14 protein-coding genes are annotated in these 14,634 nt (G+C 47.0%); 10 read left to right on the top strand and 4 right to left on the bottom strand.

The annotated features are described in order from the left end of the window. Positions 1 to 29 precede the first annotated feature (29 nt). The 10 genes from NC994_RS21205 (at position 30) to NC994_RS21250 (ending at position 8,474) form a co-directional block, all read left to right on the top strand. Positions 30 to 989 (top strand): RluA family pseudouridine synthase, encoded by a 960-nt coding sequence (locus NC994_RS21205; RefSeq protein WP_190434009.1) that lies wholly within the window; start codon positions 30 to 32, stop codon positions 987 to 989. 556 nt (positions 990 to 1,545) lie between these two features. Beyond that, complete coding sequence (locus NC994_RS21210) at positions 1,546 to 2,064, top strand: phycocyanin subunit beta (protein ID WP_190429926.1); 519 nt, start codon at positions 1,546 to 1,548, stop codon at positions 2,062 to 2,064. Between the two features lie 92 nt (positions 2,065 to 2,156). After that, entirely contained in the window at positions 2,157 to 2,645 is a 489-nt protein-coding gene (gene cpcA / locus NC994_RS21215; RefSeq protein ID WP_190411797.1) for a phycocyanin subunit alpha, read from the top strand. A 132-nt stretch (positions 2,646 to 2,777) separates the two neighbouring features. Next, positions 2,778 to 3,653, top strand: a complete 876-nt coding sequence (locus NC994_RS21220) for a phycobilisome linker polypeptide (protein WP_190411796.1) — start codon at positions 2,778 to 2,780, stop codon at positions 3,651 to 3,653. A 65-nt stretch (positions 3,654 to 3,718) separates the two neighbouring features. After that, positions 3,719 to 4,096, top strand: a complete 378-nt coding sequence (locus tag NC994_RS21225; protein WP_242030379.1) for a phycobilisome linker polypeptide — start codon at positions 3,719 to 3,721, stop codon at positions 4,094 to 4,096. Positions 4,097 to 4,164: 68 nt separating this feature from the next. Continuing rightward, the gene (locus NC994_RS21230) at positions 4,165 to 5,037 is read left to right on the top strand and encodes a HEAT repeat domain-containing protein (RefSeq protein ID WP_190434011.1); all 873 of its coding nucleotides are present in this window, start codon (positions 4,165 to 4,167) and stop codon (positions 5,035 to 5,037) included. A 247-nt stretch (positions 5,038 to 5,284) separates the two neighbouring features. After that, positions 5,285 to 5,908, top strand: a complete 624-nt coding sequence (locus tag NC994_RS21235; RefSeq protein WP_190434013.1) for a HEAT repeat domain-containing protein — start codon at positions 5,285 to 5,287, stop codon at positions 5,906 to 5,908. A 72-nt stretch (positions 5,909 to 5,980) separates the two neighbouring features. Continuing rightward, positions 5,981 to 6,814, top strand: a complete 834-nt coding sequence (locus NC994_RS21240; RefSeq protein WP_190434015.1) for a phycobilisome rod-core linker polypeptide — start codon at positions 5,981 to 5,983, stop codon at positions 6,812 to 6,814. A 71-nt stretch (positions 6,815 to 6,885) separates the two neighbouring features. After that, positions 6,886 to 7,632, top strand: a complete 747-nt coding sequence (locus NC994_RS21245; protein ID WP_190411792.1) for a phycobilisome rod-core linker polypeptide — start codon at positions 6,886 to 6,888, stop codon at positions 7,630 to 7,632. Positions 7,633 to 7,712: 80 nt separating this feature from the next. Further along, positions 7,713 to 8,474 (top strand): phycobilisome rod-core linker polypeptide, encoded by a 762-nt coding sequence (locus NC994_RS21250; RefSeq protein ID WP_190411791.1) that lies wholly within the window; start codon positions 7,713 to 7,715, stop codon positions 8,472 to 8,474. Between the two features lie 256 nt (positions 8,475 to 8,730). Here NC994_RS21250 and NC994_RS21255 read toward each other — a convergent pair whose 3' ends face one another. From NC994_RS21255 to NC994_RS21270, 4 genes are all read right to left on the bottom strand, one after another. Next, positions 8,731 to 9,177, bottom strand: a complete 447-nt coding sequence (locus NC994_RS21255) for an NADAR domain-containing protein (protein ID WP_190429919.1) — start codon at positions 9,175 to 9,177, stop codon at positions 8,731 to 8,733. Between the two features lie 71 nt (positions 9,178 to 9,248). Then, positions 9,249 to 10,310: a DUF3365 domain-containing protein gene (locus NC994_RS21260; RefSeq protein ID WP_190434017.1), complete on the bottom strand. Its 1,062-nt coding sequence runs from the start codon at positions 10,308 to 10,310 to the stop codon at positions 9,249 to 9,251. Between the two features lie 192 nt (positions 10,311 to 10,502). Further along, positions 10,503 to 12,092: an ADP-ribosylation family protein gene (locus NC994_RS21265; RefSeq protein ID WP_190434019.1), complete on the bottom strand. Its 1,590-nt coding sequence runs from the start codon at positions 12,090 to 12,092 to the stop codon at positions 10,503 to 10,505. Positions 12,093 to 12,578: 486 nt separating this feature from the next. After that, on the bottom strand, positions 12,579 to 14,477 hold the full coding sequence (locus tag NC994_RS21270; protein WP_190434020.1) for a response regulator: 1,899 nt from the start codon (positions 14,475 to 14,477) through the stop codon (positions 12,579 to 12,581). Positions 14,478 to 14,634 lie beyond the last annotated feature (157 nt).

Consider the following 14,634-nt stretch of genomic DNA (forward strand, 5'->3'; position numbering starts at 1 on the left):
GGTTCGTTTCCAACTTAAACAGTGAATTCGTGAATTCCCCCCATTCAATCTCTCTCGAAGTTCAAGAAACAGGCAGTCGCATTGACCGCTATCTTTCCCAACAACTACCAGATTTATCCCGTTCGCGCATCCAGAGACTAATTGAAGACGGCAACGTGCTACTGAACGGCACCGTCTGCACGTCCAAGAAAGCAACCATGCAAATGGGCGATCGCCTATCTTTAACGATTCCAGAAGTGCGATCGCTAGACCTGCAACCAGAAGAAATCCCTTTAGATGTTCTTTATGAAGATGATTCCCTGATTATCATCAACAAACCAGCGGGTTTAGTCGTTCATCCAGCAGCAGGACACGAAGCAGGCACGCTCGTCAACGCTCTTTTAGCCCACTGTCCTCTCGCGGAAATTGGCGGAGTGCAACGTCCGGGAATTGTCCATCGTCTTGACAAGGATACGACGGGGGCAATGGTTGTTGCTAAAACCGACCAAGCCCACCAACACTTGCAAGCTCAACTAAAAGCTAAAACCGCACGCCGGGAATATTTGGGCGTCGTCTACGGTTCTCCCCGCGCTGAGGGCGGCACGATTGACCAGCCTATCGGTCGTCATTCAGGCGATCGCAAAAAAATGGCTGTCGTACCTGTAGAGAAGGGGGGACGAGCGGCGATGACTCACTGGCGGGTGCAGGAACGCCTGGGAAACCACACGTTGATGCTTTTCCAACTCGAAACAGGTCGCACCCACCAAATTCGCGTTCACAGCGCCTACATCGGTTATCCAATTGTGGGAGATCCCGTTTACAGTTCTGGTCACTCTGTCGGCGTCAATCTTCCCGGTCAAGCGCTCCATGCTTGGCGGCTCCGGTTGCAGCATCCAGTAACCGGGGAGTTGATAGAAGCGATCGCACCCCTACCCTCAGCATTTGTAAAGCTTCTCGATGTGCTGCGAAGACGAATTGCTGCCACTAATCCACAATCGATAGACCGATAAGGCTTTATATATTTACATAAAACTACATAATTACATTTAGTTCCAAAAAACCCCTAACCCTTGCCGAGAAACTTTTTAAACAAATATTAAAAAACCATAAAAACAAAAACCTTGGCTTTTTTGAGTATAAATACTTGGAGAATTGTAACGAAGTATGTGGGAAATAAAATCCAAGACCCTTGGAAGGGTAAGGATTTGAGCTTTTATTCATGGCTCTTGAGATTGCTTAATAAATCTTAAAAAACAAAGCTGCGAAGGCGTTGTATAAAAATAACCGGAGGGATCAATAACAGACAAAAGTTAAACAAGACACGGATTTATCAAGGTTGCAAATCTCTCATAAAAGCACGGACTTTTCTCATATTTCTGTGAAAACCAATTTGTTGCAGGTAAAGTAACAGAAGGGATGGGAGAGCGACTTAAAAAGCGTGTTGGACTTATGTCTGGGCTTGACCAATCCAAGAGCTGATTCAATAGATTGAAGTAGCTCTGCTTGACAAATATCGACGTTTTAAAAAACCACACTCATCCAAATCAGTAGTAGGAGATTGAGTTCATGTTAGATGCATTCGCCAAGGTTGTTTCTCAGGCTGATGCCCGCGGTGAATTCTTGAGCACCGAGCAGCTCGATGCCCTGACCAATGTTGTCAAGGATGGCAGCAAGCGTTTGGATACCGTTAACCGCATCACCAGCAATGCTTCCAGCATTGTTGCCAACGCCGCTCGTGCTTTGTTTGAAGAGCAGCCTCAACTGATTCAACCAGGTGGAAACGCATACACCAACCGTCGTATGGCAGCTTGCCTCCGCGACATGGAAATCATCCTGCGCTACGTTACCTATGCCACAATTGCTGGTGATTCTAGCGTGTTGGACGATCGCTGCTTGAACGGTCTACGCGAAACCTACCAAGCTCTAGGCGTTCCTGGTGGTTCTGTTGCTGCTGGCGTCCAAAAGATGAAAGAAGCTGCGGTCAAAATCGCTAATGACCCCACTGGCATCACCAAGGGCGACTGTAGCCAACTGATGTCTGAAGTAGCTAGCTACTTCGATCGTGCCTCATCTGCTGTTGCTTAAGAACAACTAGCAAGCTTGCTGTTGGATAGACGCGAACATTCGCGTTGTTTAGTCGAAAACTTTGCAAACACTTTTAGGGAGATACCTCAACAATGAAGACCCCGATTACTGAAGCCATCGGCGCAGCCGATACCCAAGGTCGTTTCTTAGGCAACACCGAACTGACTGCTGTTAACGGTCGCTTTGAGCGTGCCGCTGCCAGCATGGAAGCTGCCCGTGCATTGACCCAAAAGGCTCAGCAACTGATTGATGGTGCTGCTCAAGCCGTGTACCAAAAGTTCCCATACACCACCCAGATGCAGGGGCCTCAGTATGCTTCTGACTCTCGTGGTAAATCCAAGTGTGCCCGTGACATCGGTCACTATCTGCGGATGGTTACCTACTGTCTAGTTGCTGGTGGTACAGGTCCAATGGACGAGTACCTGATTGCCGGTTTGGATGAAATCAACCGCACATTCGAGCTGTCCAACAGCTGGTACGTAGAAGCCCTCAAGAACATCAAGGCCAATCATGGTCTGACTGGTCAAGCTGCTAACGAAGCCAACACCTACATCGACTACGCCATTAACGCCCTGAGCTAGTATTCAGGTGCGGTGCCCGGAAGAATCAGCGAGTGTTGGCGTGCTTGCTAGCAGTTGCTAATTTTTCCGGGCATTGTTTTTCTCAATTTGAGTATAAAAATCTTAAAAAGTTGTTGCGTTGGGAGAGCAAGAATGGCCGGTTTAGTGGCGTCGAATTTAGCAGCAGCAGGCCGCCTAGGTCTTTCTGCATTTGATGAAACACGGGTGGAACTGCGGCCTGACTGGACAGAGGACGATCTGCAAGCGGTAATCCGCGCGGTTTACCGTCAGGTACTAGGCAACGATTACATCATGAAGTCGGAACGCCTAACCTATGCTGAATCGCAGCTTCGGCAAGGAAATATAACGGTAAGAGATTTTGTCCGCGCGATCGCTAAGTCAGATCTATACAAAAACAAGTTTTTCTTTCGCAATTCCAATACCCGCTTGATCGAACTCAACTACAAGCATTTGCTAGGGCGGGCACCTTACGCAGAGGATGAGATAAACTCCCACCTCAATATCTATGAGGAACAGGGGTACGACGCAGAAATCGATTCCTACATCGACAGCGTTGAGTATGAAGCCAACTTCGGAAACAACGTTGTCCCTTATTATCGTGGATTTATGGTAGAGCCGGGAGTGAGAACGACCGGCTTTACTCGTATGTTCCGCCTGTATCGGGGTTATGCGAATAGCGATCGCTCCCAAGTTGGAGGAAAAACTCCCCGACTGATGGGCGAATTGAGCCGAAATGAGGCTTCTACAATTTTCCAACCCTCTGGCAGTTCTTCGTCCTGGAGATCGGCAGCGATTCCTCAAGACGCAGCCCCCAGAAAAGCCCTCGGCGGTACTAAGGAACAAAGCGGACGGGTTTATCGCATTGAAGTGTCTGGAATTCTCAGCCCAGGCTACCCGAAAGTCCGTCGCAGTAGCAACGCCTTCCTAGTGCCCTACGAGCAGCTGTCCCAAAAACTACAGCAAATTACGAAACAGGGCGGCAAAATTGTCAGCGTTACACCCGCTTAAGGTGAGCAGATTCTAAGTGTCATCGCACTTAGTCTTTTTTGAATGAGTCTTTTTTGACAATGGTGATGACACCAACTATCAAGTTTCATGTCATCACCCCCTCAACTGTTTTCAACCCAATTACAGGAGCTATTTCAACGATGTTTGGACAAACTGCACTTGGGAGCGGTACTTTGGGTGACGCTGCCAATCGGGTATTTCGCTACGAAGTCGAAGGTTTACGTCAGACTTACGAATCTGACAAACTCAGCTATCCCATTCGCCGTAGTGGCAGTTTCTATATCACAGTGCCCTACAGCCGCATGAATGAAGAAATGCAGCGGATTAACCGCATGGGTGGCAGAATCGTCAACATTCAGCCCTTAACTCTGGATGGAGACAGCGAAGCTAAAAGCCAAGCGACAACAGCCCATCAAAATCATGACGCTGAAGGCAAGCGCTAAGCCGATTCAGCTTACCCAGAAAGCCCATTCAGCCATGTTCGTAAAAGCCAAGTCATTGCACTCCTACGATGCGATCGCCTAATCCCGATCGATATTCTGAATCAGACTCACCGTCCGGAAATTCACCGGGTAGCGAACCGCTAACGGTGGAGCAGGCAATTGCCAATCTCCGCCATGAAGATTTAAGTCTCCGCTACTATGCTGCCTGGTGGCTGGGTAAATTCCGCGTGCGCGAGTCTGCTGCTGTAGAAGCTCTGATTACAGCTTTGGAGGATGAATCGGATCGGACAGAGCTAGGTGGATACCCCCTCCGTCGCAATGCCGCACGAGCGCTAGGGAAACTAAGCGATCGCCGAGCCGTTCCAGGGCTGATTCGTTGTTTGCGCTGCTCCGACTTCTATGTTCGAGAAGCCGCAGCTCAGTCTTTGGGAATGCTAGGCGATCGCACCTGCATTCCGGAACTGATGCAACTGCTAGAAGGGGGTGTGGCAGCCGCTCTGCCAGTACCAGGGCGACCCCATCTGACACAACCCTATGAAGCAGTGCTGGAAGCCTTAGGAGCACTTCAAGCGGCGGAAGCAACTGCTCAGATTCAACCGTTTCTGGAGCATCCTGTCGCGCGGGTGCAATATGCAGCAGCGCGGGCAATGTACCAGTTAACGGAAGATTCCGTTTATGGGGAACGCTTGGTTCAAGCATTGGAAGGCAGCGATCTGCAACTGCGCCGCATCGTATTATCAGACTTGGGTGCGATTGGTTATCTGCCAGCAGCGGAAGCGATCGCCAGTGCTGCCACCGAAAATAGCTTCAAACTCATTGCCCTCAAAGGGCTGCTGGAACACGTACAGGCGCGAGCGATCGCGTCTTTACACCCAGATGAACCGAATTCGCTATCTGCTGACGCCATCAGGGTGATGACCCTGATGGATGCTTTGTTATAGTCAATTGTCGTTTTCTAATGGCTAATCGCAAGTAGCAAATGGCAATTAACAACTAGCAATCAGTAAGTAGGTAGACATAACTTAAACAGCACGTAGCCTATAGGTAGGGTGGGCACTGCCCACCCATTGCACGGCACGGGTGGCAGTTCCCACCCTACTGCTTCGTTTATTTATGCTCAGCTACTTAACAAATGGCAATTGACAATTCGCAATTCGCCATTGACCACCGAGCGCCGATGATGGACTAATGACTGATTCGCCCCAAGAACTGATTCGTGCCATTGAACAGGCAGATTCCCCCGGACGTTTGGTGGCGTCAGTCCGAGCCTTAACTGCCGCCCGTCTAGAAGTTGGGATTCCTACCCTGATCGCCGTCTTAGGTTACAACAACCCAGGAGCGGCAGTAGCAGCAGTAGAAGGGCTGATTCAGTTAGGGGAAATTGCCGTACAACCCTTGCTGGAGAAACTGGACGCCTATGACTACGGTGCCAGGGCTTATGCGATTCGTGCCCTAGCCGGAATCGCCGATCCTCGCGCTTTAGACATCTTAGTAGAGGCAGCAGTCACCGACTTCGCGCCCAGCGTTCGCCGCGCTGCTGCGAAAGGGCTGGGAAACCTCCGCTGGCACACATTGAATGCCGAACAGATTCAAAGCGCGATCGCTAGGGCATTGGAAACCCTGCTGCTCATTTCTCAAGACCAGGACTGGGCGATTCGCTACGCCGCTGTCGTCGGCTTGCAAGCACTCTCCACTCAGTTGGAAGTCCGCCCGTCCATCCAAAAGCGATTAGCGGAAATGGCTTTAGATAATGACCCAGCAGTTCGTGCCAGAGTTCAGCTGGCTCACCAGTCATTAGTGATGAGTCCTTAGCAAAGGCCCATTCGTCTTTTATTCATGGACTCATCACTAACAGCTAACAACTAACAACTAACAACAAAAAATATGCCAATTCCACTTCTTGAAATTACACCAACCACGCAGAATCAGCGTGTAGAAGGGTACGAAGTACCTGATGAGGACGACGCACAGATTTATCGATTGACAGATGCAACCTCAGACACGGCAATTAATAACTTGATCTGGGCTGCCTACCGGCAAATCATCAGCGAACATTTAATTTTAGAAAGCTACCGCCAACCTTTTCTAGAATCTCAACTGCGGAATCGAGCCATATCCGTGCGCGAGTTTATTCGAGGATTGGGCAAGTCCGATGTTTATCGGCAGTTGGTGGCAGACACGAACTCCAACTACCGCTTAGTTGACATCACTTTCAAGCGGTTTCTGGGACGCGCTACCTATGGCAAAGACGAGCAAATTGCTTGGTCAATTGTAATTGCTTCCAAGGGATTGCATGGCTTTATCGATGCCGTTGTTGATAGCGAAGAATACCGCCAGAACTTCGGCGATGAGATTGTACCTTATCAGCGCCGCCGGTTTAACGAGCGACCCTTTAACTTGGTCAACCCCCGGTACAGTGATTACTGGCGCGGTCGCATGATGGGTCTAGATACTCGGAGTTACTTCCAAGTGGGGGGTCAAAACGCAACGGGTAAAACCTCGGTTCGTCAAGCAATTCCAAACAACTTCTTGGAAATGGCTCGGAGTATTGCCCCTAGCGAAGTCAACTACCAGCGCACCAGAGATCGGGTACTCTCTCAAATTAAAAACATGGAGATTCCCGACACGAGGAGCAAAGCTGCCAACTTGCAACCTGCTGTAGGTCGCACCGACGTAGCCCTTCCTTACCGCTACCTTTATCCAACGCCCAAAGCCTAAAGGCTAATGGCTAATTGTTCATGGTTCATGGCAATTAGCAATCCAACAAGATAGGAACTAACAATTTACCTATGTCAATCCCTTTGCTTTCATACAAACCCAGTTCGCAGAACCAGCGAGTATCGGGTTACGAAGTGCCAAACGAAGATACTCCCCGGAGTTATCGCCTTGAAAACTGCATTGACAATAGCGACCTTGAAGAATTAATCTGGGCAGCCTACCGTCAGGTTTTCAGCGAACACGAAATCCTCAATTCTTTTCGTCAGGTTGACCTGGAATCTCAAGTGAAGAACCGCGCCATTACTGTGCGCGACTTCATCCGAGGTTTGGCGAAGACTGAGGGATTTTACCGCTTGGTTGTTGAGAAAAACTCCAACTATCGAGTCGTCGAAGTTTGCCTCAAACGGATCTTGGGCAGGGCACCCTACAACAAAGACGAAGAAATCGCCTGGTCAATTAAGATTGCCACTAAGGGACTGAGCGGCTTCATTGATGCCCTAGTCGATAGTGAGGAGTATCAGTCTAACTTTGGCGACAGTACGGTGCCTTATCAGCGTCGTCGCTACAAAGATCGACCCTTTAACTTGGTGACGCCTAGCTACGCCGATTACTGGCGCGATAAGGAAGAAAGTGCACGCTACAAATGGGGCAATGTGCAAAACTTCTTGGATATGGCACGGGCAATCAACCCGAAAGCTGTCACCAATACTGTTACCGTTAACACGGCTAACATCAAAATTCCCGACATGACACGGGATAATACAGCGCAAGAGACACGAGTCTCGATTAACTCGCAAGTAAGTTTTCCTCTCCGGTAGCACGGGGATTCCATCGACCAGAGGATACCCCGATGCTGGAAAATAGGAAGTCTCAACCACTTTATAAGGGAGATTTTTAAATGGCACTGCCATTACTTGAATACAAACCAACCACCCAAAACCAACGAGTTAAGAGCTTTGGAAAAGCGGATCTTAACGAAGATACCCCATACATCTATCGCGTGGAAGATGCCAATTCACCGATAGAAATGGAGCAGCTGATTTGGGCGGCTTATCGCCAAGTCTTCAGCGAGCATGAAATCCTCAGATTCAACCGTCAGATTACCCTAGAATCTCAGCTGAAAAATGCGACGATTACAGTAAGGGAATTTATTGCTGGTCTGGCGAAGTCAGAGGCATTTTACCGTGTGGTTGTCTCGGTCAATAACAACTATCGCCTTGTAAACATTTGTCTCAAGCGCTTTTTAGGTCGGGAGCCTTACAACAAAGCCGAAGAAATCGCTTGGTCGATTAAAATTGCCACTTTGGGCTTCAGCGGTTTTGTTGATGCCTTGGTGAACAGCGAAGAATATACCGACAACTTTGGGGACTTCACCGTACCCTACCAGCGCAAGCGGATGGAACAGCGTCCTTTTAACCTGGTGACGCCTCGCTATGGCGAAGACTTCCGCGAAAGTGCTGGCACAGTCAAGACCGATTGGCGCTTCACTGTGGAGAAGTTCTACAGCCGCAAGAACCAAGAACGGCAACTTCCCGAAGGCGATCCCCGCCGGTTCCGCGAGGTTGCGGCGTCGCTCAGTACCAAGCGCAACTACCCACAACGGGTCTCTGCGTTTGACATTGACTACCTCAGCCGAGTGCCCGTGCGTGGCAACCGCTAAGGGATAAAGTGCTAGTTTCCTAGACTGCTTGCACTTCTGATAAAACTAAACTGTGGCTCTGATTCCTGCTCTCAATACAGCTAGATAATGTCCTATAAAGACATCTAGTCGTTAGAGTGAGCGGTCATCAGAGCCACAAACTTTTTGGGTGCATACGGCATAGGCGATCGCCTACTCACGCCTCATCTGGATTAATCCCCATTGAGCGCAATCTCTCTGCTAATTGCTCTGCTCTAGCTTGTGCCGATTCTTTCTGTTATTGCTGGTTGCTAAGGCGTAGTATCTCTCGCACTTCGACTAAAATTTGCCCCAACATATTCTTGCCACTACCATCAGCACCGCAACCCCAATAATAATCACCAGGTGCATTTTCAACAATTAACTCATCGCCTGTAGAAAGTAATTCTTCGCGAATGTCGGCATGAGTCTCAAATTTGCGTAGCACGGCTTTTCGCATAATGTCATCTTTTACCTGTTCCCAATCGGGACGCAGGGGCCGCGATCGCTCTCGTCCCATTCTCGCCGCATCCTTCGGTGTCTTTACCTGGCGAATTTGGTCAGCGTGAGGCGTTCCAACAAACTTTTGCGCTTGGAAATAATGTTCGCTGGTAGGCCAATAAAACCCATCTAATTCAAAGCCGTGAGGCGAAAAATTAGAGAAACAACCATATTTTTCGCGGGTACTGTAAAAGTAAATAGTCATTGGAAAATGTGTAAATTTTAGCTGAGTAAAGACTAAATGCTAAGCTGCTACACAAGATAGGAAATTTAAATTTATGTATCGGATTCTTTGGATCTTTTCCTTAGATGTTTAGCCTTTTTCTGCAATTCCTGAAAATAGTCCGACTCTGTAATTTCAGCTACCTGACGCGCTGCTTTGGCTTCATCAATCTCGATCCGGAGTTCCTGTAACTGTTGTTTCAGGCGTTGTTCGCGGGCGTAAATTTCACGCGCCATGCTCTCGAAAACCCGCCCCATCTGTCCCAATTCATCGGCACGACGGGCAACATCTTTTAAACTTTCTAAATCGAATTTCTCAACTTTATCGGAAGTTGTACCAGCAGTAATTTTTTGAGCCAGCTTAGCCATGAGTTTAACTGGCTGAACAACAGTTCGTTTTAATAAGTAATTAATTATAAGCACGGCAAAAGTAAAAATGCCGAGAAAAATTCCGATAATTAGGAAAAAAGAACGGTTGGCTCTCTCAAAAACTTGCTCGGCGGGGACATAGATGACTTGAACACCAATAATTTCATTTAATTGCCAACCAAAACCGTTTTTACTGCCATAGGTTTTTATCAAATTCTTCGGCGCTGCGGCTGGAGTCGAATGGCAGCGGAGACAACTCTCTTGTTCTATCGCAATCGGTAAAGCTTTATAAAATACTTGCTTGCCAAATAAAGAGCGAAAACCTGAGATTTCTTTCGTTTCTGGTTCGTTGCGAAAGCGGTTTACAATTTTGTCTTCAAAGTTATCTGTTTTATCTAGCAAATTTGTAGGATTCAGAGTAGCATCTTTGTAAAATAAATCTTTATATTCTCCTTTCTGGCGTAAACCTTCAAAAACTTCTCTTACAGAAAAGCTAGGAATTGTTTCAGGAATAAATTCTGGTTGAGCTTCTGCACTCTGCGCTAAGAGAGGACTAATCTGAGTATTTGTATAGTCTCTCAGTGAGTTCATTGTCTCCATGAGAACTACACCTTTAGAGATAATTTCATTTTCGGCTCTGTGCTGAAGTGCCTTAGACAAAGCAATCCCACTAACAACGATCCCAAAGATAAAAACTAGCGATAGAAGTAAGGTGAATTTGGTACCCAGCTTGAATTTATTCAACATGATTATTTTCCTGTTTTATCACAATGAGCGCCCAGTATCTTTGATTACAGGTGTCATTGAGGGCTAAAATTAAGGGCTTTAAATGACATCAACGCAAGAGTATTGTTTAAAAGTTCTTTACCCAATACGGCAAGAAATTCGTGCTTCGTAATGCGCGATCGCTGACTATTTCTGGTAGCTATAACTTTATCGCTAATAAATATTCACTGACTGAAGCGATCGCTTTTGAAAATGGACAGATGCGATCGCAGCCAAAGCATCTCGACCGAGTGCGCGGTAGGCAGCATCCAGCAGTTTGGCAGCAGCCGCTTCTCGTTCTAGATTCCCAGCGGAAAGCCAGTGCAAGTCACGACCGAATGCCAGCGCCTCAGCCGGTTGACCCTCGGCACAAGCTTCTAGTGCTGCCACAATCCAGTCTTGGACAATTGGTGCATCCCCTAAGATAGCCGTTCTAATTACTTCAAGATCGCGCTGAGGGAAAGTTTCGGCGCTGAAGCCGGGAATTGCCACCCCCGCACCATCCTCAGTCGCAATCCTGGCACCCAGCGGCGGTTGCTTGTAGGCTTTCTCGTACAGACTTCCCATTTCAGGGCGTTCCGCGGTTTCAAACGCCATCACCGCATCGCGGAGTGCTGAAAGTCTAACTCGTCGATGCCGAGAATCGTTGTCATAGCGGTCATATTCCAGCTGAGAGACCGCTTTTTCGATTTGGAAGCGAACCTGTTGGAGCAATGTTTGACAACCGTCATCACAGACGGGAATGCCATCGTTGTTCCAGTAATACATCACACCCGTGGGCAGTTCTCTGGGGTCATCGTACCAAAGACCAAAATGCAGACCATCGCCGCCCCCGTACAGCAAAGTGAGAAACTCCGGCGGATCGCGGTAATAGCGGTAATGTAAGCGATGGTCAAGTTCTGCTATGGGTTTTCGTTGCAAACCTTCTTCAGTAAATAAATCAAACAAACCGCAAGGCGTTGCAATCCAGTGCATTTCTTGCCGCTCAATCGGAGTTAAGCTGAGCCAGAAAGCCCAGAATGCAAAAACATGGTCGGGTAAGGTCAAGCCGTGGGTTTGTTGTACCAGCGATCGCACTCTTTCCACCAACGCTTGTGCTTTTTGTCGGGCGTCCAAGCGCATCTGCTCAATCGTGGCAGCATCGGGCAGATTTTCCTGACGCCATGCCATATATTCCGCTTTCCAGGAACGTTCATTTGCCGCTTGCCACAGATGTCGCCAGATATCCGTCCAATGACCTGAATCATCAGGACATTCTTTTATTTGCTGACGCGCTGCTTTGTAGAATTCTTCGTGCCGATAGGCGTTTGGCGTCCAGCGTTCTGTTTCTGTTTCCCAGCGTTGTTTTGCCCATGAGACACCATGTTCTGCGATCGCGGTAAAAGATGCTTCAAAAGCATTGAGCAAAGTCTGTCGTTCTACAGCAACTTTCGCTTCAAATTCTTGACGAAATGCTTGGAAAGCAGACCACTCGGCAACTAAATCATCCTCTGGTCGATCCAACTGCTTTAGCCACCAATTATCAAATTCCTCCTGAAGCATCTGGTCGATATCTTTTTCAATCTCGTCCCGGAAGCGGGGACGGGGGTCTTCACCCAGTAGCTCGAATTGCTCTTGATTTAGGGTGATTTCTGCTTTGCGACCCAATATTTCGACTTCAACAACAATCTTTTCTCCAGGCTGCAACTTAACTACCACACCCTGAAAATCACTAAAGGGGCCTGCGGTTATCGCTCCTACGCTTCCTGGTTTGAAATTTTTCATTTCCTCCCTCCTCACAGCATCGCTAAGCGGATGCGGGGTAAGCGCAGCGGTCTTGCAACTAGCACTCCTCGCTTGTCTGAAGTTCTCTTGTCAGGCTCTTAAACCATCTTAATTTTACTCTGATGACTGGCGGCAAATCTAAACTTTTGGGCATCCTTCTGCTAGGCTCGGAATCACTGCTATTGACTTTTTGTTTCCTGTACAGCCACTGATAAGCAATCGAGAATCAGAAATTAAATTTCATTTTTTTATGATTTTTATGATTGTAATTTTAAGTAAAATCTTCTAAAAACGTTGACAATCAAATCAAATAAAATATAATCATTGGTTTATATAGTTTTAATTTAAAAATAGTTGCATTTGTTATTTTCACTATCCTGAAATTAAAAATTTCTATTAATAAAGCTCAACGGTAAATACTGAAGTGCAAGCATTACTGTAACGCTCCGATCGCATCGTTGAGAGAATTAGCAACTCCAAACTAATTTAAGCGTGACCCATCTCAACAATATTTTCCCACGAGGAAAACATTCGTAGGCAATTTCTACCTTCATGCTTAGCTCTGTAAAGCGCTCGATCTGCTTGATGTAATAAATCTTGAGAATCAACTAAATTAACAGCACTAGCGATCGCGCCACCGATACTAATCGTAATGGGTAGCAGCAGATCGTTAGAAATCTTGAAAGGGCATTCGGCGATGCAAGAGCGTAAACTTTCACCATACTCTAAACCATTGTGCAGATTCAGTCCCAGGGTGATGCAGACAAACTCTTCACCGCCATAGCGATACAACAGGCTGCTAGGGCGTGCATTGGATTGTAGTCGTCCTGCGATCGCTTGCAGCACACAATCCCCCACTGTGTGACCATACGTATCGTTCACCCGCTTAAAATGATCCACATCAATCAGAAATACACACAAATAACGGTAGCGAGTATTCGCATCGCGGTTGCCGGCTTGCCGCAGCATATGAGGCAATGCCTGATCCATTGCCCGCCGATTTAATAAACCTGTTAACTGATCGGTCAGCGACAAAGATTCTAGCAATTCATTACGGGCAGTCAATTGCTGATTCGCTTGTCGCAGTGCCTGATTCGCTTCGCTCAATTCTTGCGTTAACCGCTGCAATCGCAATCCCGCGCCCACCCGCGCCCGTAATTCACTCATATCAATTGGTTTTGGGAGATACTCATCAGCGCCAGTATCTAAACCCTCCACCCGGTCTTTTACATCCCCACGAATCGTCAGCAAAATAAAAAATGCCAAAGATAATTCTGGATCGGATTTAACCTGGCGGCACACTTCCAGCCCATTGATGACTGGCATCATCCAATCACAAATAATTAGATGAGGGTGTAGCTGCTTTGCTTTCTTTAATCCCTCTTCACCATTCGCCGCTACTATGACTTCATGACCTAGAAGTTGGAGTGAGTTTTTGACGACTAACCGAACGCTAGGATCGTCATCAATAATTAAAATTTTTGACGTGGAACCAACCTGCGTCCCTCCAGACCGATTGGCGTGAAGAAGGACTGGAGTTTCACCCTCCACCCTCTCCCAGTCAATTATCTCAAACAAAAAAGATTGAATCTTTTGGAAATGATTTTCTATTTGAATTACCAATTGAGTCACTTCCTTAAAGTTTTTTTGTTGGCTCTGAAGTTCTAATCGGTCGGCTAATTTTTTTAATTTGTTGACGCCAACATTCGCACTAGCACCCCGAATTTGATGGGCTTTATGTTCAATCGCTTCAAAATTTTTAGAAAAAGTTGCTGATTTTATCGATGATAAGTTTACTTTTGTATCTTCTAAAAAGGCTTGTAGAATTTCGTTTCGCAATTTCAGATCCCCCAAGGTTATATCGTCTAAGCGATTTAAATCCACCCAGTCATTGACGCTTGACTCGTCCGGGTTGGCACTGGAGTCAACGGGAAGAATTTTACTTGTTAAATCTATAGATGAGGAGGCATATGAGGATGCGATTGCCTGCTTATTTTTAATAATAACTTCAATCCAATTTTCTAATTTAGCTGCCAACTCTTCCTCACGAACCGGCTTAAGTAGATAATCATCCATGCCGACCTTTAGACAGCGATCCCGATTTGCTTTCATGCCGTTGGCAGTCATTGCAATCAAGATTGTCTGTCGCGCATCACCTTCTAATTGACGAATTCTTTGTGCAGTTTCATAACCGTCTAGTATCGGCATCTGGCAATCGAGGAGGATTAGGTCATATTTTCCTTGGGATCTCATCCATAATGCTTCTTGACCATTAGCAGCAACATTTGCTTCATACCCTAACTTCTTTAACTGTTTAAATACAACGGTCTGACTCACAAGGCTATCTTCAACTAATAGAATTTTTAGGTATTCTTGCTGGGTCATAGAAATGATGAATGATTTCACTCTTGCCTAAATGAGCGGAAATTTATTGTCTGTATAATTACTTACATTAGCAGGCAATCTGGAACGTTCCAGCAGTTTCTTGCAATCGGCATTTTTGTGGATGTTAACAGAAAATTTGGGCGATCGCTCTTAGGGA

The organism is Trichocoleus sp. AS-A1, from assembly GCF_039962015.1.
In the GTDB taxonomy this organism is placed as follows: domain Bacteria; phylum Cyanobacteriota; class Cyanobacteriia; order Cyanobacteriales; family FACHB-T130; genus FACHB-T130.

Excerpts from the sequence above, each read along its gene's own strand:
- NC994_RS21210 (WP_190429926.1), top strand. The coding sequence starts at position 1,546 with ATGTTAGATGCATTCGCCAAGGTTGTTTCTCAGGCTGATGCCCGCGGT.
- cpcA (WP_190411797.1), top strand. The coding sequence starts at position 2,157 with ATGAAGACCCCGATTACTGAAGCCATCGGCGCAGCCGATACCCAAGGT.
- NC994_RS21220 (WP_190411796.1), top strand. The coding sequence starts at position 2,778 with ATGGCCGGTTTAGTGGCGTCGAATTTAGCAGCAGCAGGCCGCCTAGGT.
- NC994_RS21225 (WP_242030379.1), top strand. The coding sequence starts at position 3,719 with ATGACACCAACTATCAAGTTTCATGTCATCACCCCCTCAACTGTTTTC.
- NC994_RS21230 (WP_190434011.1), top strand. The coding sequence starts at position 4,165 with ATGCGATCGCCTAATCCCGATCGATATTCTGAATCAGACTCACCGTCC.
- NC994_RS21235 (WP_190434013.1), top strand. The coding sequence starts at position 5,285 with ATGACTGATTCGCCCCAAGAACTGATTCGTGCCATTGAACAGGCAGAT.
- NC994_RS21240 (WP_190434015.1), top strand. The coding sequence starts at position 5,981 with ATGCCAATTCCACTTCTTGAAATTACACCAACCACGCAGAATCAGCGT.
- NC994_RS21245 (WP_190411792.1), top strand. The coding sequence starts at position 6,886 with ATGTCAATCCCTTTGCTTTCATACAAACCCAGTTCGCAGAACCAGCGA.
- NC994_RS21250 (WP_190411791.1), top strand. The coding sequence starts at position 7,713 with ATGGCACTGCCATTACTTGAATACAAACCAACCACCCAAAACCAACGA.
- NC994_RS21255 (WP_190429919.1), bottom strand. The coding sequence starts at position 9,177 with ATGACTATTTACTTTTACAGTACCCGCGAAAAATATGGTTGTTTCTCT.
- NC994_RS21260 (WP_190434017.1), bottom strand. The coding sequence starts at position 10,310 with ATGTTGAATAAATTCAAGCTGGGTACCAAATTCACCTTACTTCTATCG.
- NC994_RS21265 (WP_190434019.1), bottom strand. The coding sequence starts at position 12,092 with ATGAAAAATTTCAAACCAGGAAGCGTAGGAGCGATAACCGCAGGCCCC.
- NC994_RS21270 (WP_190434020.1), bottom strand. The coding sequence starts at position 14,477 with ATGACCCAGCAAGAATACCTAAAAATTCTATTAGTTGAAGATAGCCTT.